Annotated in this window: 18 protein-coding genes and 2 tRNA genes; 10 read left to right on the top strand and 10 right to left on the bottom strand. The window is 42.9% G+C overall.

Features of this window, described 5'->3' with window-relative positions; genetic code table 11:
- Positions 1–23 precede the first annotated feature (23 nt).
- From BMX82_RS02240 to BMX82_RS02215, 6 genes are all read right to left on the bottom strand, one after another.
- Complete coding sequence (locus tag BMX82_RS02240) at positions 24–1,337, bottom strand: bifunctional folylpolyglutamate synthase/dihydrofolate synthase (RefSeq protein WP_036912765.1); 1,314 nt, start codon at positions 1,335–1,337, stop codon at positions 24–26.
- A gap of 10 nt (positions 1,338–1,347) precedes the next feature.
- The gene (gene dnaJ / locus BMX82_RS02235) at positions 1,348–2,511 is read right to left on the bottom strand and encodes a molecular chaperone DnaJ (protein WP_091765678.1); all 1,164 of its coding nucleotides are present in this window, start codon (positions 2,509–2,511) and stop codon (positions 1,348–1,350) included.
- A 3-nt stretch (positions 2,512–2,514) separates the two neighbouring features.
- Positions 2,515–3,084, bottom strand: coding sequence for a nucleotide exchange factor GrpE (locus BMX82_RS02230; RefSeq protein WP_091765675.1), 570 nt, complete (start codon positions 3,082–3,084; stop codon positions 2,515–2,517).
- 50 nt (positions 3,085–3,134) lie between these two features.
- On the bottom strand, positions 3,135–4,748 hold the full coding sequence (locus BMX82_RS02225) for an ABC-F family ATP-binding cassette domain-containing protein (RefSeq protein ID WP_036912757.1): 1,614 nt from the start codon (positions 4,746–4,748) through the stop codon (positions 3,135–3,137).
- 81 nt (positions 4,749–4,829) lie between these two features.
- Positions 4,830–5,903: a bifunctional histidinol-phosphatase/imidazoleglycerol-phosphate dehydratase HisB gene (gene hisB / locus BMX82_RS02220; RefSeq protein WP_410524398.1), complete on the bottom strand. Its 1,074-nt coding sequence runs from the start codon at positions 5,901–5,903 to the stop codon at positions 4,830–4,832.
- Complete coding sequence (locus tag BMX82_RS02215) at positions 5,878–6,516, bottom strand: hypothetical protein (protein ID WP_091765668.1); 639 nt, start codon at positions 6,514–6,516, stop codon at positions 5,878–5,880. Before BMX82_RS02215 ends, hisB begins: the two co-directional genes overlap by 26 nt.
- A gap of 99 nt (positions 6,517–6,615) precedes the next feature.
- Here BMX82_RS02215 and BMX82_RS02210 point away from each other — a divergent pair, with 99 nt between their 5' ends.
- Genes BMX82_RS02210 through BMX82_RS02195 form a run of 4 tightly spaced genes read left to right on the top strand, consistent with a single transcriptional unit; the run spans position 6,616 to position 10,024 of the window.
- Positions 6,616–7,608, top strand: a complete 993-nt coding sequence (locus tag BMX82_RS02210; RefSeq protein WP_036912750.1) for a Gfo/Idh/MocA family protein — start codon at positions 6,616–6,618, stop codon at positions 7,606–7,608.
- Between the two features lie 10 nt (positions 7,609–7,618).
- Positions 7,619–8,755: a DUF4421 domain-containing protein gene (locus BMX82_RS02205; RefSeq protein WP_255396531.1), complete on the top strand. Its 1,137-nt coding sequence runs from the start codon at positions 7,619–7,621 to the stop codon at positions 8,753–8,755.
- A complete protein-coding gene (locus tag BMX82_RS02200) occupies positions 8,752–9,609 on the top strand; it encodes an N-acetylmuramoyl-L-alanine amidase-like domain-containing protein (RefSeq protein WP_091765663.1) in 858 nt (285 codons plus the stop codon). Before BMX82_RS02205 ends, BMX82_RS02200 begins: the two co-directional genes overlap by 4 nt.
- A 22-nt stretch (positions 9,610–9,631) precedes the next feature.
- Complete coding sequence (locus BMX82_RS02195) at positions 9,632–10,024, top strand: YkvA family protein (protein WP_091765660.1); 393 nt, start codon at positions 9,632–9,634, stop codon at positions 10,022–10,024.
- 77 nt (positions 10,025–10,101) lie between these two features.
- Here the strand turns inward: BMX82_RS02195 and BMX82_RS02190 are convergent.
- Positions 10,102–10,173: transfer RNA gene (locus BMX82_RS02190), tRNA-Cys, on the bottom strand.
- Between the two features lie 233 nt (positions 10,174–10,406).
- Positions 10,407–11,444 carry a YegS/Rv2252/BmrU family lipid kinase gene (locus BMX82_RS02185; protein WP_036912747.1) on the bottom strand — a complete coding sequence of 346 codons (1,038 nt, stop codon included), beginning with the start codon at positions 11,442–11,444 and terminating at the stop codon, positions 10,407–10,409.
- A 160-nt stretch (positions 11,445–11,604) separates the two neighbouring features.
- On the opposite strand from BMX82_RS02185, the gene spt reads away from it, so the two are divergent.
- Positions 11,605–12,792, top strand: a complete 1,188-nt coding sequence (gene spt, locus BMX82_RS02180) for a serine palmitoyltransferase (protein WP_036912743.1) — start codon at positions 11,605–11,607, stop codon at positions 12,790–12,792.
- Positions 12,793–12,859: 67 nt separating this feature from the next.
- A tRNA-Pro gene (locus BMX82_RS02175) sits at positions 12,860–12,932 on the top strand.
- Between the two features lie 273 nt (positions 12,933–13,205).
- Here BMX82_RS02175 and BMX82_RS02170 read toward each other — a convergent pair.
- On the bottom strand, positions 13,206–14,690 hold the full coding sequence (locus tag BMX82_RS02170) for a tetratricopeptide repeat protein (RefSeq protein ID WP_143058295.1): 1,485 nt from the start codon (positions 14,688–14,690) through the stop codon (positions 13,206–13,208).
- A 275-nt stretch (positions 14,691–14,965) separates the two neighbouring features.
- On the opposite strand from BMX82_RS02170, the gene BMX82_RS02165 reads away from it, so the two are divergent.
- The 3 genes from BMX82_RS02165 to BMX82_RS02155 all read left to right on the top strand — a co-directional run bounded on the left by BMX82_RS02165 (position 14,966) and on the right by BMX82_RS02155 (position 17,329).
- Positions 14,966–15,370: a DUF3244 domain-containing protein gene (locus BMX82_RS02165; protein ID WP_091765654.1), complete on the top strand. Its 405-nt coding sequence runs from the start codon at positions 14,966–14,968 to the stop codon at positions 15,368–15,370.
- Positions 15,371–15,489: 119 nt separating this feature from the next.
- Positions 15,490–16,818, top strand: coding sequence for a Spi family protease inhibitor (locus BMX82_RS02160; protein ID WP_091765651.1), 1,329 nt, complete (start codon positions 15,490–15,492; stop codon positions 16,816–16,818).
- A 7-nt stretch (positions 16,819–16,825) separates the two neighbouring features.
- The gene (locus BMX82_RS02155; protein WP_143058294.1) at positions 16,826–17,329 is read left to right on the top strand and encodes a hypothetical protein; all 504 of its coding nucleotides are present in this window, start codon (positions 16,826–16,828) and stop codon (positions 17,327–17,329) included.
- 364 nt (positions 17,330–17,693) lie between these two features.
- Here BMX82_RS02155 and BMX82_RS02150 read toward each other — a convergent pair whose 3' ends face one another.
- Positions 17,694–18,182 (bottom strand): GNAT family N-acetyltransferase, encoded by a 489-nt coding sequence (locus BMX82_RS02150; RefSeq protein WP_231622217.1) that lies wholly within the window; start codon positions 18,180–18,182, stop codon positions 17,694–17,696.
- Positions 18,183–18,331: 149 nt separating this feature from the next.
- Between BMX82_RS02150 and greA the strand changes: the two genes are divergently transcribed.
- Positions 18,332–18,805, top strand: coding sequence for a transcription elongation factor GreA (greA, locus tag BMX82_RS02145; protein WP_091765646.1), 474 nt, complete (start codon positions 18,332–18,334; stop codon positions 18,803–18,805).
- Positions 18,806–18,815 lie beyond the last annotated feature (10 nt).

The following is an 18,815-nucleotide window of genomic DNA, read 5'->3' as shown; positions in this document are numbered from 1 at the left end:
TGTTTTTGATATATTAAAAAAGCCTAAATGCAGTTTTTTAGGAAGTCTGCGACTACATAACTGCTACCTCCGATAAACACAAAGTCGTTATTTTCGGCTTGTTTCTTGGCTGTCTGGTATGCTGTTTCCACGTCAGGATAGCTCTCTCCTTCGAGTCCTTTTTCTTGGGCATATAGTTTAAGAACATTTTCAGAGAGTGCTCGTTTGTTATCTGACTTTGTAAAATAGTAGGTCGCATCTTTTGGCAAAAGTGCCAGAACGCCTTCGACATCTTTGTCCTCTACCATTCCGAATACAATGTGTTTTTTTCGACAGGGTACCTCGCTAATCTGTTTGCTCAGGAATTCCCATCCTGCCACATTGTGCCCTGTGTCACAAATGGTCAGAGGTGTATCTTTTACAGTCTGCCAGCGTCCTTTCAAACCTGTCAGGAAACAAACGTTTTTGAACCCTTCTCTGACCTCTCTGTTTGCACAGATTTTATTTTCGGGGCAACTAACAGCCTGCATATACCCCATTTTTTCTAGCTGCTTTACAGCGCAGAGAATGGTGTTGGTGTTTTTCTCCTGATAGCTACCTGTCAGTTCTCCTGTCAAGATTCCAAAATTCTTTGTGTGGTATTCGATCTTCTTGTGCGTACTGCTTATGGAGCCAATCTCCTGCTGGTCTTCTGCATAGATGATGGGAGCCTTGAGTGATGAAGCCATTGCTTCAAAAACAGGACGTGTTTCTGGTTTTGTTTCACCAATAACCACAGGAATGCCCTGTTTGATAATACCAGCTTTCTCTACGGCAATCAGTTCAAGAGAATTGCCGAGGAATTGGGTGTGGTCCATGCCGATATTAGTGATGACTGATAATATTGGCGTGATAATGTTTGTGCAGTCAAGGCGCCCTCCCATGCCAACTTCAATAACAGCAATATCAACTTTCTTGTCGGCAAAGTATTTGAAGGCCATCGCTGTAACAACCTCAAAAAATGAAGGATTTAAAGGGGCAAAGAATGTTTTTTCTTTTTCAACAAAGTCTACAACATATTCTTCTGAAATTGGCAGTCCGTTTACACGGATACGCTCACTGAAGTCAACAAGGTGAGGTGAAGTGTATAATCCTACTTTGTAGCCACATGACTGAAGTATGGCGGATAACGTGTGTGCACATGAGCCCTTGCCATTAGTACCTGCCACGTGGATGGTGCGGTACTTGCGGTGAGGATGTCCAAAATGCTGATCAAGAGTATGAGAATTTTCTAACCCTTCTTTATACCCGCTGGCGCCCTGTCGTTCAAACATGGGCATTTGGTTATAGAGATATTCACACGTTTCCTGATATGTCATACCTTAATTATTAATTGAAGTAATTTTTGAATTTCTGGAAAATAGAGTCGCGCGTCTGTTTATCGCCCTTGAAATTGTCGCTGTTTTTAAATTGTTCGATAGCTTGTTTCTCTTCGCGGGTGAGAGTTTTTGGAACATACACACTGATATTAACAACAAGATCGCCCTTTCCGCTACCATAGCCTTGAACAGCGGGCAGGCCTTTACCTCTCAGACGGAGTGTCTTTCCTGGTTGTGTTCCATTTTCCAACTTCACCTTCAACTTGGTGCCCTCGATGGTTGGAATCTCAATTTCTCCCCCAAGAGCTGCTGTAGGGAAGTCGAGCAGTAGGTTGTAAATCAGGTCGTTACCATCACGGACAAATGTGTCATGTGGAGCTTCCTCGATAAACACTTGAATGTCGCCGTTGATACCATTATGTTTTCCGGCATTTCCTTTTCCGGGAACATTAACGACCATACCTTCAGCTACGCCAGCGGGGATGTTGATCTCAACAACTTCCTCGCCTTTCTCGACGCCAGTTCCACCACAGTGCTGGCATTTGTTCTTGATTACCTGACCTTCTCCGCCGCATACAGGACATACGCTCTGCTGCTGCATCATACCGAAGATGCTCTGAGTGGTGTGGGTGATGACGCCCGTACCATGGCAGGTCTGGCAAGTTTCTTTACCGCTACCTTTCTCTGCTCCAGAACCGTTACAGTGTGGGCAGTGGATGTCTTTGCGTACCTTGAATTTCTTGACGACGCCTGTATTGATCTCCTCTAATGTGAGTTTTACTTTCAGACGAAGATCGCTACCTCTGTGCTGTTGTGGTCGGCGTTGCCCACCTCCGAAGCCTCCAAAACCGTGTCCTCCAAAGATGTCACCGAACATAGAGAAGATATCGTCCATGTTCATTGATGTGCCGCTAAATCCGCCAAAGCCTCCGAATCCGCCACCCATATTGGGACCATCAAAGCCAAATTGGTCATATTGCTGGCGAGTCTTCGGATCGTGTAGTATGTTATAAGCCTCTGCAGCCTCCTTAAACTTTTCCTCGGCTTCTTTGTCACCAGGATTGCGATCGGGGTGATACTTGATGGCTATCTTTCGATAGGCTTTCTTAATTTCGTCTTCTGTGGCGTTTTTCTGTACGCCCAGTACCTCGTAGTAATCTCTCTTCTGTGCCATTGCTTATTGTCCTACGGCCACTTTCGCGTGGCGGATTACTTTGTCATTCAGCTTATATCCCTCTTGCAGACAGTCGATTACTTTACCTTTCTTATCGTCGCCCATGCCTGGTACCATAGCTACAGCCTCATGCACATCGGTATCAAAGTCGGCGTCTTTCGTCTCGATTTTGCTGACTCCCTGCGCTTCCAGTGTTTTCATGAACTTCTGATGAATCAGAGTCATGCCTTCACGCAGAACTTCAGGATCGTCTGTCTTTGCTCCATTCTCAATAGCACGCTCCATATCATCGATGATGGGCAGAATGGCAGAGATAACCTTCTCGCCACCATTAAGAATTAGCTCTGCGCGTTCTTTCAGGGTGCGTTTGCGATAGTTTTCAAACTCTGCTACAGAACGAAGCCACTTATCTTTCAAATCAGCAATTTCCTCTTTGGCTTTTTCTAAAGGATCCTTCTCTTCCGATTCTTCTTGTGTTTCCTCAGTAGCTTCTTCTGTCTCTTTGTCAGTTTCTTCAACAGGAGCCTCATTCAAAGTCTCCTCGTCTTCGATGTTGATATCTTTTTCTGTCATAATTGCTATGTTTTATTGTCTTTGACAAACCTTATGCAAATTCCGTGCCATTAAACATACATCTTAGCCTTCTGTTCTTTTATCTGCTCATCGTAGATGTAGTCATCGTAAGTCGTCAGCTTATCGATGGTGCCTTTCGGTGTTAATTCGATGATACGGTCGGCTACAGTGTTGATAAACTCATGGTCATGTGAAGCAAACAGAATATTGCCTTTAAACTGAATAAGGTTGTTGTTGAATGCCTGAATGGACTCAAGGTCGAGGTGGTTTGTGGGTGTGTCGAGAATCAGACAGTTTGCGTTCTTAAGCTGCATACGGGCAATCATACAACGCATCTTCTCACCTCCCGAAAGCACGTTTACATGCTTCAGCACATCCTCTTCCTTGAACAGCATACGACCCAGGAACGACTTCATGGTAACCTCGTTACCTGGTCCCCACTGGCTCAGCCAGTCGACCAGATTCATCTCGCTCTGGAAGAACTCGGTGTTATCCAATGGCAGGTAGGCGGTAGTGATGGTAACACCCCACTTATAGGTACCTGCATCAGCTTGACGGTTGCCGTTGATAATCTCGAACAAGGCAGTCATTGCCTTTGGATTGTGTGAGAGGAATACGGTCTTCTGTCCCTTCTCAATGGTGAAGTTTACATTGTCGAAGAGTACTGTTCCGTCGGTATCTACAGCTTTCAGTCCTTCAACCTCAAGAATCTGGGTTCCTGGTTCACGCTCCATAGAGAAGATGATGCCAGGGTATTTACGTGTTGATGGTGTGATTTCCTCTACATTCAACTTTTCCAGCATCTTTTTACGTGATGTGGTCTGTTTCGATTTCGCCACGTTGGCAGAGAATCGGCGGATGAACTCCTCAAGCTGTTTCTTCTTTTCCTCAGCCTTCATCTTCTGGTTCTGAGCCTGGCGCAATGCCAACTGCGAACTCTCGTACCAGAAAGAGTAGTTACCTGAGAATAGCGTAACCTTGCCGAAGTCGATGTCAACCGTTTGGGTTGATACTGCGTCAAGGAAGTGACGGTCGTGAGAAACAACGAGTACACACTGCTCAAGGTTTGACAGGTATTCCTCTAACCACTGTACGGTGTCGAGGTCGAGGTCGTTGGTAGGCTCGTCAAGTAGCAGATTGTCGGGATGCCCGAACAATGCCTTGGCTAGCATTACACGTACTTTTTCATTGTTTGAGATCTCAGCCATCTGCTTGTAGTGCTGACTGTCCTGTACACCGAGGTTCTGCAACAGCTGTGCGGCTTCGCTCTCAGCCTCCCATCCGTTCATTTCGGCAAATGCCATCTCGAGGTCAGCGGCTCTAACGCCATCTTCCTCGCTCATTTCTGGCTTGGCATAAAGGGCTTCACGCTCTTTCATGTTGGCCCAAAGGGGCTGATGTCCCATCAGCACAGTATCCATCACGGAGTACTCATCATATTTGAAGTGGTCCTGTTCCAGAACGCTCAGGCGTTCGCCTGGCTGCATCTCAATGGTACCCTTGTTAGGTTCCAGATCGCCACTGATGGCACGCAGCAGAGTAGATTTGCCAGCGCCGTTAGCACCGATGATACCATAAATGTTGCCACTTGTGAACTTCAGGTTTACGTCCTTGTAGAGGACCTTCTTTCCAAACTGAATCTGCAGATTTGTAACTGTTATCATTTCTTTCTAATACCTTATTTATAATAATTGGGGTGCAAAGGTACAAATAAATTCTGAGACTGCCAAATTTTCATCCGAAATCTATAGCAGGCCTTTCGTTGATGGCAGCTCGTAGTGGTAGATGTCTCGTCGTATGGCCATTTTCAGTGAACGGGCTAGCGCCTTGAATATTCCCTCTATTTTGTGGTGCTCGTTTTGCCCCTCGGCTTTGATGCTCAGATTCATCTTTGCGGCATCACTGAGACTTTTGAAGAAATGTAAGAACATTTCGGTTGGCATTTCGCCAATCTTCTCTCGTCTGAATTCTGCGTCCCAAACCAACCAAGGGCGGCCTCCGAAATCCAGTGCAACACTGCAAAGACAATCGTCCATGGGCAAACAATATCCATAACGTTCAATTCCTCTCTTGTCTCCGAGGGCTGTCAGTAGGCACTCTCCCAAGGCAATCGCTGTATCTTCTATCGTATGGTGCTCGTCTACCTCAAGATCGCCTTTTGTGTGGATGGTCAGGTCTATCATTCCATGTTTGCCAATTTGTTCCAGCATGTGGTCAAAAAAGCCAAGTCCTGTCGAAATATCACACTTGCCAGTGCCGTCAAGGTTTACTCGGACTAAAATATCGGTTTCCTTCGTCTTCCGACTTACTTTAGCCGTACGTTCGCCAGCAAACAATATTTCCGCAATCTTGTCCCATGACATTCCTTCGTCATTGATAATCAGAGATTTGCATCCGATGTTTTTGGCAAAGGTTCGGTCAGTCTCTCTGTCTCCGATAACATACGAGTTTGCAATGTCGTAGTCTGGGTTTTGCATGTACTTCTCGACCAGACCTGTATTGGGCTTGCGGGTTGGGGCGTTGTCTTCTGGAAAGTGGGGGTCAATTAATATGTCGTCGAAAGTGATGCCTTCGCCTTCCAAGGTCTGCAATATGAAATTGTGAACAGGCCAGAAGGTCTCTTCCGGGAAAGCGTCGGTTCCGAGTCCGTCCTGATTGCTTACCATGACAAACTCGAAGTCCAGTTTCTCGCGAATGAAAGCGAGATTGCGAATCATGCCCTTTATGAATTTCAGTTTTTCAAAGCTGTCAATTTGCTCGTCGGCAGGTTCCTCAATCAGTGTTCCGTCACGATCAATGAATAAGATTCTTTTTTTCATAATTTTTCTTATTGAATTCTTTTCTGTCTTTTTCTTGGCAGGCTATCGATGCGTGTACCAGGTGAAAAGGACATATAACTGTTAGCCATACGTATGCTTGTAGGAATCCTGCAATGAGGAATGCACCTATTGAAAGCCATGTTACATAACCAGGCATGCCTACTGGATCGCCGCCTATCACGCCTATCTGCGACTCCCAGTTAGCAGCCATCATAATGATGGTGGGCAATGCTGTAAAAAGTGTCAGCACCGAGACGATGAGCAGACAGACTATTCCAACAAGTATAACCATGCCCAAATGGCGTATCCAGCCATTTATACCAGCCTCCTCTATTGGCTGCAGGAATTGTCGTTTGCGTAAGAGTCTGTTTGCCGTCCACAAAAAAAGTATCACACTAAGCACTTCAAGTAAAAAGGCTGGAAGCACTAATGTCGGTGAGACCAGAACGGGTAGGGCGGAAGCGGTAGCGGTAATGAGTGCAAAAATGATAGCAAGTGCCCATGTGTGGCGGAAGATACGTCTGAAGTTGGCCGTGTAGAGTTGATAGCCGTCCTTGATACAAGCCTGACTACTGCGTATCTTCTTTATGAGGTTTTTTTCTTCTATTTCCATTGTTCGTTTTTTATTTTCGCTGCAAAGTTACAAAATAATTGAGAATTGACAATTGATAATTGATATTTTTTAGTATCTTTGCAGCCAAATATATAAGATATGAGAGTGTTGAAGTGGGGATTCATCGGTTGTGGTGAAGTGACTGAGAAAAAAAGCGGGCCGGCTTTCAGTTCTGTTGAAGGTTCAAGTGTCGTGGCTGTGATGAGTCGCACAGAACATCGTGCTCGTACCTATGCAGTCGAACATGGTATCAATAAGTGGTATACCGATGCTCAGGAACTTATTGACGATCCTGATGTGAATGCTGTTTATGTGGCCACGCCTCCATCAAGTCATGCTACATATGCCATCATGGCCATGAAGGCAGGCAAACCTGTCTATGTTGAAAAACCTTTGGCTGCTAGCTATGAGGATTGTGCTCGCGTCAATCGTATTTCCGAACAAACTGGTGTACCTTGCTTCGTTGCTTATTATCGTCGCTACCTGCCATATTTCCAGAAAGTGAAGGATATAGTTAGTAGTGGCCGTATCGGCAAAATCCTGAATGTACAGATACGTTATACAGAGCCACTCCGTGATGCTGATGCCGAAGCTATCAAAAATGGCACACCTCTGCCTTGGCGTTTGCAGCCAGAGATTGCTGGTGGTGGTTATTTCTACGATATGGCTCCTCATCAGCTCGATTTGCTTCAGGATATGTTTGGAGTCATTCTCGAGGCGCGTGGTATTTGCGCCAATCGTGGCGGATTCTATGGAGCAGAGGATTCGGTGAGTGCTTGTTTCCGCTTTGAAAATGGCCTTCCAGGTAGTGGATCCTGGTGTTATGTAGCTCATGAAAGTGCTCGTGAAGACTGCATCGAAATTATAGGTACAGAGGGACAAGTCAGCTTTTCTGTTTTCGATTATTTGCCCATTCGCTTACAAACCAGCGAGGGAGATGAGAATATCACGGTGCCTAATCCGCCTTATGTTCAGTATCCGCTTATCAAAAATGTCATTGAACATCTGCAGGGATTGGCAGTTTGCACTTGTACCAGCATATCGGCTACACCAGTTAATTGGGTAATGGATCGTATATTAGGCAAATTCTGATACTAAAGGGATGAGTAGATTGATGCTGGGTTTGGTCTTGATGTTAGTTTGCGCTTCTGTCGCTGCTCAAGATTCGTTGCGTGCCGACGTTCTGCATGCGGAGATGCAGCGCGCTGACATTCTGAACTCCGATTCTTCAATGAGGTCTCATGAGCTGAGCGTCCTCCGCAGTACTATCCGAGGTCTCGATCGCCTACAAAAGGATTATATTGAGCCTCAGCATTACGAGTTTACTGTGATGGCTCAAGTCACTCGTACTTACGAGAGCTTTATTTTGGGTAGCAATGGGCAGTCTATTCTGCTGGCTCCTGATGGACAAACAAAAGTTGGACCTTATTTTGGTTGGCGCTGGTTCTTCTTTGGCTATACGTTTGATATCAAGAATATTGGGTTTAGTCAGAACGGTCTGCGAAAGGAGTTCGATTTCAGTATCTATACCTCGCAGGTGGGAGTCGATTTGTTTTATCGTCGAACGGGCAACGATTATAAGATACGCGATGTGAAACTTGGCTATGGTATCAATGGACAACTTTTCGAGGATATGCCCTTCGCAGGGGTTAATGTGGGGATTACGGGTGTCAGTGCATATTATATTTTCAATCATGGCAGGTTCTCCTATCCAGCCGCCTTTAGTCAGTCTACTTGTCAGAAAATCAGTTGTGGTTCATGGTTGGCAGGAGCAGGCTACACTCACAATACACTCGATTTGGATCACGACGAACTCGAAAAAGCGCTTAATAGCCGCATGCCGAAAGGGCAGGAAGTGAAACTTGATAGTGGCATGATGTTTCGCGACATCAAATACAATGACTTCATGCTTTCTGGCGGATATGCATACAACTGGGTGTTTGCCAAGAATTGGTTATTGGCTGTCAGTGCCCAACTCGCTTTGGCATATAAGACTAGTTATGGGAAGGTTGCCGACGAGAAGCATGGATTTGATTTTGAAAAGGTGAATGTCGATGCCATAGGCCGTTTTGGTATGGTCTATAATAATACCCGTTGGTATGCGGGCTGGAGTGCGATTGTGCGGACTAACAATTACCATACTTCGCGTTTCACTGCTGAGAATGTGTTTGGCTCGTTTAATGCCTACATAGGCTATAACTTTATGTTAAAAAAGAAATATAGGAAGAGGAAAGTATGATGCTTCGATTTGTAATTTACGTGATTCTCGTCTTTGTATTGGCTCTGCCTACTAAGGCTCAGACTAAACAACTTGCAGTTGATAGCGTCACCGTGTGCCAATTATTGCGAGAGGCTCGACATCTGCCAGCCTCGACAAATTTGCCGCTTTTCTTTGCCCGTAAGTTTATAGGTCGCCCATATGTGGCAGCAACCCTTGAAGGGAATGATCCTGAATGTCTGGTAGTCAATACTCGTCAACTCGACTGTACTACGTTAGTTGAGAACGTGGTGGCCCTTACGCTCTGTGTACAGCGTCGCGACTTTAGCTATTTTTCTTTTAAACATGCTCTCATTGATATGCGCTATCGTGGAGGCATTATCAAGGATTATACAAGCCGTATCCATTATTTCACTGATTGGATTACCGAGAATAGCCGTGCTGGAATTATTCGTGAGATTCAGTCGCCTAATCCGCCATTTTCCGCCCTACAACGTGTTAGTGTCAGCTATATGAGCCAGCATCCGCAGGGTTATGAGGCTCTTCGTCAACATCCCGACTTTATACGCGACATTCGCGCTATAGAACAAAAAATCTCAGGTCGGCAGTTCCGCTATATCCCAAAATCTGTTGTTGGCAATAGTAAACTACTGCGTCAAGCTATTAAGGATGGTGACATCATTGCTATTACATGCAAGAAACCCGGACTCGATATTGCACATCTCGGTTTTGCGGTATGGAAGAACGACGGGTTACACTTGCTAAACGCTTCTCAACTGCATAAAAAGGTTGTTGAAGAACCCATGACCCTCTATCGCTATTTGCAGAAGCATCCTTCTCATACAGGAATACGAATAATCAGAATAAACAAATAGAAACTTAACCAAAACAAAAAAGATGGAATTACCCGATTTTATGAGTTATGCCAGCAAGTTCTCAAAGCCAGAATTTGCAGAGAAAATCTCCCGCATCGCTAAGCGAGCTGGAGCCAAGTTGGTTTATGCTGCACTTATTCTCTACTACACACTACAGAGTGATAAGGTGAGCAAAAGCGATAAGGCAATCATTATTGGTGCCTTAGGCTACATGATTAGTCCGCTTGATGTCATTCCAGATGCCATCCCCATTGCAGGACTTACTGACGATTTGGCCGTTCTTCTCTATGTTTTGAAGAAGGTTTGGACGGGCATTGATCCTGAGATTGTGGAACAAGCCCGTAAAAAGCTCTCTAAGTGGTTCGACGACGACGAGATTATTGAAGTGCAGAATCTCTTCGATGCAGAAGATTAAGAATATCCCCGTCAGCAATTGGCGGGGATAATTGTATATAAAAGAAGAAATCCTCACGAAAGTGAGGATTTCTTGCGAGGTGCCTGGCGGATTCGAACCGCCGTAGACGGTTTTGCAGACCGTTGACTAAGCCACTCATCCAAGGCACCAATTGCGATTTGCGGGTGCAAAGGTAGCTATTATTTTCGACACTGCCAAATGTTTTCCCGATTTTTTCGCCATGTAGTGCTCTTTTTCTGCTTCTTTGAGCATTTTTCTGCTAATGCGCAGCCTCTGCAAGCTTCGCTTACATCGGTTAGAACCTTATATATCCTGTATCCTGCATAACTCATCGCTGCAGTTAGGATGATAATTACAATATATAGCTGAAACATAGATGGGCTTAAAGTTTCGTAAGTCTGCGTAGCATCACCTTGTTAACTCTTTGAATTCGTTTACCACGCTTCTCTATGTCCTCACGTACATTATTTATATTATTAAAGAAATCGCTGAAAGCGTTTAATACAGGGTTAGGTTGCCCGTCGTCTTCCGTAGCCTCAGGATTTGTTACAATCTTGATACCGCCAGACTCAATCCTTACATCGATATCTGTGCCCGTCATGATGGGGTCGCCGTCAAAATGAATGGCGCCTGGTTCCTTGCGATGTATGTGCAGTTGCTTTGTGCGGAAAGTTTTTATTTTCGAGTTGTTAGCCAGCGTTTTCATAAACAGGTCAGCTGCTATCTGTGGCGCATCAAGCACGTCGAAAGGCTCCATGATAATCACATCCATCTCTCCGTCCTTCATTGTTGCGCCAGGCGCGATATAAGCATTGTTGCCATATTGCGATGCGTTGGCACATGCTATGAGAAAAGCCTTATATTTCTTTGCCCCTGTCTCGTCTTCCACTTCGTAAGTAGCAGGCTGGTACTTTAGTCCTTCCTTCAAGACATTTTCCACGTAGGTGATAGGACCACGTTTACCTGCTTCCGCAAACTTTAGCGAGATAAATGCGTCGAAGCCCATGCCGCAGGTACAGAAGAAGGGTAGCTCGTTGATAACGCCATAGTCGAAAGCTTCTACTTTATATTGGTTAATAATGCCAATCGATTTTTTTACGTCGAGCGGCAAACACAGATGTCGTGCCAAACCGTTGCCAGACCCGCAAGGTATGATGGCTAAAGCTGTGTCGGTGTGAATCAGTGAGCGAGCCACTTCGTTCACAGTACCGTCGCCACCTACTGCCACCACCACATCATCCCCCTCGTCGGCACATTTCTTAGCTATTTCAGCCGCATGTCCGGCATATTCGGTAAATCGTATGCTGGGCTCATACAATTCTTTGTTGAGCATCTGTTCAATCATGGCAGGTATCTCATCCTTCGAGTGAGTGCCCGATATAGGGTTTAGTATAAATGTGATTTTCTTCTTTTCTGTCATATTCTGAGTGCAAAAATACGAAAAAAGCCTGAAAAAACGCATATTGATATAATAAAAATGCCAAAAAGTGACATTTTTATAAAAAACTTGCACGAATTGCCAAAAATTGTGTAACTTTGCAGCCTGAAAAAAATAAATAATGTAGAATTACCTAATATTAATGGGACAGTTACAAGAGAAATACAAGCATTATCGTGAGCCACAGAAATTCATGGAGGCTGACGTTTACCCTTATTTCCGTGCTATTGAAGGAAAGCAGGGAACGGAAGTGGAAATGGGTGGTCACAAAGTGCTGATGTTCGGTTCAAATGCTTATACAGGCCTTACAGGCGATCAGCGCATCATCGATGCAGCTAAGAACGCACTCGAAAAGTACGGTTCTGGCTGTGCTGGTAGCCGTTTCCTCAATGGAACGCTTGATTTGCATGTTCAGCTGGAGAAAGAAATCTCAGAGTTTATTGGCAAAGACGACTGTCTTTGCTTCTCTACAGGTTTTTCAGTAAACCAAGGTGTATTGGCAATGGTAGTTGGTAAAGACGACTACATCATCTGCGACGATCGTGATCATGCAAGTATTGTGGACGGTCGTCGTCTTTCATTTGCCAAGCAGCTCCACTACAAACACAACGATATGGAAGATCTTGAGCGTGTACTTCAGAAGTTGCCTCACGATGCCATTAAGTTGATTGTTGTCGATGGCGTGTTCTCTATGGAGGGCGACCTTGCCAAATTACCAGAGATAGTTGAGCTGAAGCACAAGTACAATTGCTCTATCATGGTAGACGAGGCTCACGGTATTGGTGTCTTTGGTCGTCAGGGTAGGGGCGTGTGCGATCACTTCGGACTCACCCACGAGGTTGATCTCATTATGGGCACCTTCTCAAAGTCGTTGGCTTCTATTGGTGGTTTCATAGCTTCTGATTCCGATACCATCAATTTCCTGCGTCATACCTGCCGTACTTATATCTTCTCGGCTTCTAATACGCCCGCAGCCACAGCTGCGGCCATGGAGGCCCTTCACATTATCCAGCAGGAACCCGAGCGTATTCAGGCCCTTTGGGATGTAACCAACTATGCTCTGAAGCGTTTCCGTGAAGAAGGTTTCGAGATTGGTGAGACTGAGAGCCCCATTATTCCACTCTATGTTCGCGATGTAAACAAGACATTCCTTGTTACTGCTCTCGCTTTCAAGGCAGGCGTGTTCATCAATCCTGTTATTCCTCCCGCATGTGCGCCTACAGACACGTTAGTTCGCTATGCGCTGATGGCTACACATACCAAGGAACAGGTTGATCGTTCGGTTGTTGCTTTGAAGAAAATCTTCGTAGAACAGGGAATAATTAAATAATTCGATAAAAATTTGCGGAAAAATTTGCAAGGGTCACAGAAAATGTGTACCTTTGCACCCGCAAAAACGAGGTGTAGCGCAGTTGGTAGCGTTCCTGGTTTGGGACCAGGCTGTCGCAGGTTCGAGTCCTGTCACCTCGACTTCTTTGTAAAGACCGCTGGATTTATTAGAGTCCAGCGGTCTTTTGCGTTTAGTTGTGATACCTTAATAATATCTCACACTTCTCACACCTAAATAATCACCCATTAGGTGTGGGAAGTGTGGAATGAAAAGTTTGTATTATAACTATTTATGCGCGGAAGGCTATTCTAATGATATAATGAATATAATAACACGGCTTTTTTAGCCAAAAGCATTTCTTATTCCCAAATAAGTAGCGTTTAATATGAAAAAGTATCTTTATATAAATATAATCATGCGTTATAGTCGGAATTCGTTAACCATTTATATTTCTTCACCCATCGCCAAATGGTGGTACGTGATAAATCTACCATATTATAAATCTGTGAAGTAGAAAGTCCGATACGCATCAGGTAGCAAACCTGCATCTGATGTTCTGTAAAAGTGCCAAGTTCTTTCAGAAGTCTATCCTTAAAACTTGGGTATAGTTCATCTACAGCTTGGTAGAGTTGCTTCCATTCTACAGATGTTATTTCCATCTTTCCTTTACTTGATTGTTTGATGGCTTTGATCACGTCTTCCGCCTTTCCTTCCAGTTCAGATTGGTGGAGCATGGTGATAATTCTCTTGTTCTGGTCAATCTTTTCTGTTAGTTGTGAAGATAGCTCAAGCACTTGTTGTAAATGCTTGTTTTTTCTTCTATAATAGAAAGCATAACCGATACATGCCAATAGTAAAGCAGACAGTGAAACAATTGTGAATCTATTCTTATATTTCTCTTTTTCATCTTTCAGTTCTTGTTCCTTCCTTTGGTCCAGATGATATTTATATTCATTATTCACCGTAGCGGCTAGTTCCTGTCGCTTTCCAAAGTCCATAGAGTCGCTTAACTGCATATATATACCTGCATAATAGTTGGTAAGATAAGTCTCTCCTGCTCTGCTATAAATCCGAAACAGCATCTTTGCCGCGTCATACATACTGTTAATATATGATTTCTCTTCAAGTACACGTTTGCAATAGATAACAGCTGAATCTTGTTTGCCTATTGATTCATAGTATTGCGCAAAAGCCATACACGATATAGACGAAAAATCTTTCAGAGGATTTATGTATATTAACGCCTTACATCTTTTGGCTCTCTCCATATCTTTCATTTCCGAGTACTTATTCAACAAATGTATGAGAACATCTTGAAGATTGGTAATATCATTAGAATGTATGGCGTGCGAATAAGCCGAATCAAATGCCGCTTTTGCTTGCCGAGAACTGTCTACTGCCAGATAAGTAGCTCCGAGATGCATGAAAGCAATTATCTTGTCATTATTATTGTCTTTATTAACTTTGAATTCTTTTTGTGCAGCTTCTAGTGCATTGTTATAATCCTGAACCTGAAAGTATAAGTAGGAAAGATTAGAATATGTATTTTCCAACAGAATTGAATCACATTCTTTGTTGCCTAGGGCATAATCTAACGATTTAAAGAAATGTTCTAATGCCCTTGGTGTGTCTTGTAGGTCACGATACACACTTCCTGCATAGTAATACGCCTCTTGCTTTTCAACTGCAGACCCGTTTTTATCAAAATATTCAATCTGTTTTTTTATCAAACTATCAGAACTGGGTATGTTGTCTGCCTTGTCATTAAGTCTGACGCGCAACAATTCATATTTATGAATGGCATAATCACTTTCTCCCTTGATCTCAGTATCAAGAGAGTCAAGCATGCCAAGTGCTTTATTGGGATCTTTATTTCCAATCATCTTGATTTGCTCCATTTTCTCTAAAGAATTGTCTTTAGAACATGAAGCCAGCAATAGCATTGCGAATAATATGTATCGGTTAAAGTAATGGCTCATATTGATATAAACTGGTTATTATTTGAATGCAAAGATACGAAAAAATATAAAAAACAGCGTTTTTTGGAGCTTTTTTTGTTTCATCTTGTTTCATTTGCAGTATGTGAAACAAGATGAAACAAATTTTTTTTGGTTGTTCTATTCAATTTCGCTATTTTTGCCCCCACAATCATAAACCAATAAAATTATAAAATATGTTGAGACTTAAATTTATGTCGATTATGTTTGCGTTCATCACTCAAAGTTCCTTTATATGTGCTCAAAACACTCAAGGAACTTATGTTGAACTTCATAAGATGGATACATCGCAAACAGGGGGCGGTATATTTAAGCCCAAAAAGGCTCCTGCCCGACGCCCTGTAATACCTATAACTGCTTTTTTGAATGAAAGCAGTCATAGTCTTGACTTGTACTCGTCAAGTGATACATTCATCTATTGTATATATGATGAAAATGATGCAGTTGTATTAGAAGGAATCATGGATTTTAGCACATTTGAAGTTTATACTATTGATATGAGCTTTCTTCCAGGCGGAGAATATGCTATCATAATATCACTTGGCAGCAGTTCCTATGAAGGAGTATTTATGCTAGAATAAGTCATAATAGTTGAAATAATCATCAATATATTCCGGAAGAATTGAGACAGACCAGACTGGGAAAAAGGAGCGGAAACTGAAAAGCTTTATGAGTAAGTGAAATTATCAATTATGCATTTATGAAGAAAATATTTTATTTAGTTGCAAGCTCGTTTCTTCTGTTTTCATGTTCTGAGAACCAGACGGACATTGCGCCCAATGAAAACCTCGTAGATGAGGTGTCCTTCGAAAACTCTAAACTTAATATGAAGCAAGCTCTGGCATATGCCTCAATGTTTAATGCTGGACTCGAAAAAAATGATACGCCAGAATCTGTCACAAGGACCATAGATCCTATTTCTAAGGTCGTGTCTGATGTGGATTTCTATATTGAAGATGGTGACACTCTTTTGTATGCCATTAACTATATAAATAATGGAGGATATGTGCTTATTGCAGGTGATAACAGTTCATTCCCTATTTTGGCACATTCGAACATGGGAAATCTTGAATTCTCTAATATCTCTGACGATAGTCCGATGGCTATGTATATTTCTGCTTTAAAGAATAGGGTTATAGGCAATATTAATAATCAGTCATCTACCTCAACCGATTATTTTAATAACTGGAAAGATTTGGGGCGTGATGGATATGAGTATGAGATTGTTGTCAATAACAACGAGCCGCAGCCTCAGACACGAGGACGTGAAAATAGCTCAGGGAAGAAGTCTATATATCCATACACAGGAAAGGACTTGGATTATTGGTGTCAGGAAGGTGGCTATAATATGTGTGCGCCTAATCGTGCTTGCATTGGATGTCCTGCTATCGCTACAGGAATGCTGATGTATGATACATCACAAAGAATGCTAGGTAACGTTACTCCCACATATCCGAGTTTTGATTATACTGATATGAGAAACATAAAAGATGTGACTACAGTTACAGAAACTGCAAGAAAACTTCGACAGATCGCTGATAGTATTCCTGAATATGACTGGGGGAAGAAAAAAGATGAAGAAAGCGGTGCTACGCCAGCTAACATTATAATAGGCCTTAAAAAACTTGGCTATAAGAATGCAAAACTTGCCAGTTACAATTTTGAAACGGTATATAATAATTTGAGTTTCAAAGGCATCAACTATTTTGGTGAAGAGTCAACCTTCAACCGAGGAGTCCTTCTTGGTGCGTGGCATCATGATGCTCCTTGGGCTGGACATATTTGGTTCTGTGATGGTTATTATGAGCAGTCGTATACTGTTACAAAGAAGTTCCTTGGCATTAAAATCAAGTCATGGACTGAATATGATGACAGATTGTATATGAACTGGGGATGGGGACCAAATAAAGGTAATGGCTGGTACTTGGCAACTGATAATGTTTGGTCGTCTTTCGAAGGTAACCCTGATGTCAGATTTAAAGCGAATCCTATGATGTTTATTAATCTGAGTACTTATGTATGGTATTAAAGGATTTATGGGTGTAGTTGCCCTTGTATTGTGCGTGGCGTCGTGTAATAAGGATGATTCATATAGTCCTTTTCATGCTTCTGCCATACATAATGGAGTGTTACTTTCTTATACAGATGCGGCGGGGAATGATCTTCTTGCTTCTGAGAGTGTCGCTGCTACGATTTCTGTTTATGGAGAGCCTTCAGAAAAAAATATTCCTTTTGAAATAGAAAATATTGCAGTTAATGAAATATCACGTAACTACCTGTCGTTTAATGTGGATTTGCCTGACATTAATGATATGGTCTTTAATGAAGACAAGTCCAATGGAAAAGGTGAATCTATGGTCAAATTGAATATTGACGAAAGGGTTTTAATGCTAAAATGCAAGTTCGTATTTAGATGTGCCGATTCAGAGAGTCTGGGCTCGAATATCATACAACTTGATACTGTTGAATGCAATGGTATTTCTAAAAGTGCGAAATGGAACTCGCAACTGATAATGGATTTGGCTGATTATATCGATTAAGTAACACAAATGTGTGTGTCCCGAGAGGTTTATGTGTTATTCTCGGGGCACATTTTTATTAAAATGATGTTAGATTTGCTGTTCTTGATACTGATACCTATGGGATGCTCGATATGCTGTCTCAGATAAAAATAGATATTCTGCCGTTTTACTATAGGGAAACTTGGTAAGTTGCTAATAGGTCTGACTATTATTACGGAGGATATTCTGTTGAATTGAAATTAATATTGTTTGTAATGGTGATTAGAACCGACATTAGAATCTCTCTCATGGGCAGTTGTTAGCAAGCGTGCTAACACTGCCGTCGGTTCGATGATTTCGCAACATCATCGCCAGCATATTTTTCTAATGGGTGATATCCGGTTTACAAAAACGTTTCCATGGTGGTCTTCTGCACATGCATACCCATGTTTCTGTAGAAACTCAGGGCAGGGGTATTACCCTCCCACACATTTAAGGTGATGCTCTGGCAGCCAATAGAACGAGCGTAGGAGTTCACGTGCTCATAGAGCGCTTTCCCGATGTGTTTGCCGCGAGCCGTTTCGTCCACGCATATATCGTCAATATACATAGTCTTGATGTCTTGTAGCAGTTTGTCGTTCTTGACTTCAGTAATCAGACAGAAAGCGTGTCCCCATATCTCACCATCGTCATAAACGAATACGGGTTTGTTGTCTTCACTGAGCAAAGCTTCGAGTTGTTTTTCGTTATACTTGGTTGTATTAGGCTTAAATAAGTCTGGACGTATCACATGGTGTACCATATCTACCTGATGTAACAGTTCAATGATGCGTGTGATATCGTTTTTACTGGCTTTTCTTACCATTCCAGTGTTAGTTGTTTGGTCTGTCATACGATAATATGTTTTTTGTTTTGCAAAAATACTCATTTCAATCAGATTCCTTTGTCGATACCTGTATAATTAACGATTTTTAAAGTATTGTTTTAGGGATGTTTGAGGAATTATGGCTAAATTTGTGGCCGAAATGGGAGAGTAAATTTATGAGTTTTGAATATATGTCAAAAGAAGGCTACGATAAACTCGTGGCCGAACTCCAGCACATGGAGCGTGTGGAACTGCCTCAGGTGAGGGATGCTATTGCTGAGGCGCGTGATAAGGGCGACCTGAGCGAAAATTTTGAATATCATGCGGCCAAGCGCGAACAGTCGCGGTTGCTAGGCAGAATACGCTTCAAGCAGCGTGTGCTTGAAAACGCCCGTGTGATAGACACCTCAAGGCTGAGTAACGATTGTATCCAGTTGCTTAGTAAGGTGGAAATGACTAATCTAGCCAACAACAATCGCATGACCTATACGATAGCAAGTCCGCATGAGGCTAACCTGCGCGAAGGAAAAATTTCAATCAAGTCGCCTATAGCTCAGGCGCTGATGAATAAGAAGGTGGGCGATGTGGTGGAGGTGCGTGTGCCGGCAGGTCTGCTGAAGTTGCGCATAGAGAGAATAGAAAGTATTTAAAATCATAGCG

The sequence above is a fragment of the Prevotella sp. khp7 genome (assembly GCF_900109055.1).
Lineage (GTDB): Bacteria > Bacteroidota > Bacteroidia > Bacteroidales > Bacteroidaceae > Prevotella.
This window is presented reverse-complemented; position numbering and strand designations above follow the sequence as displayed.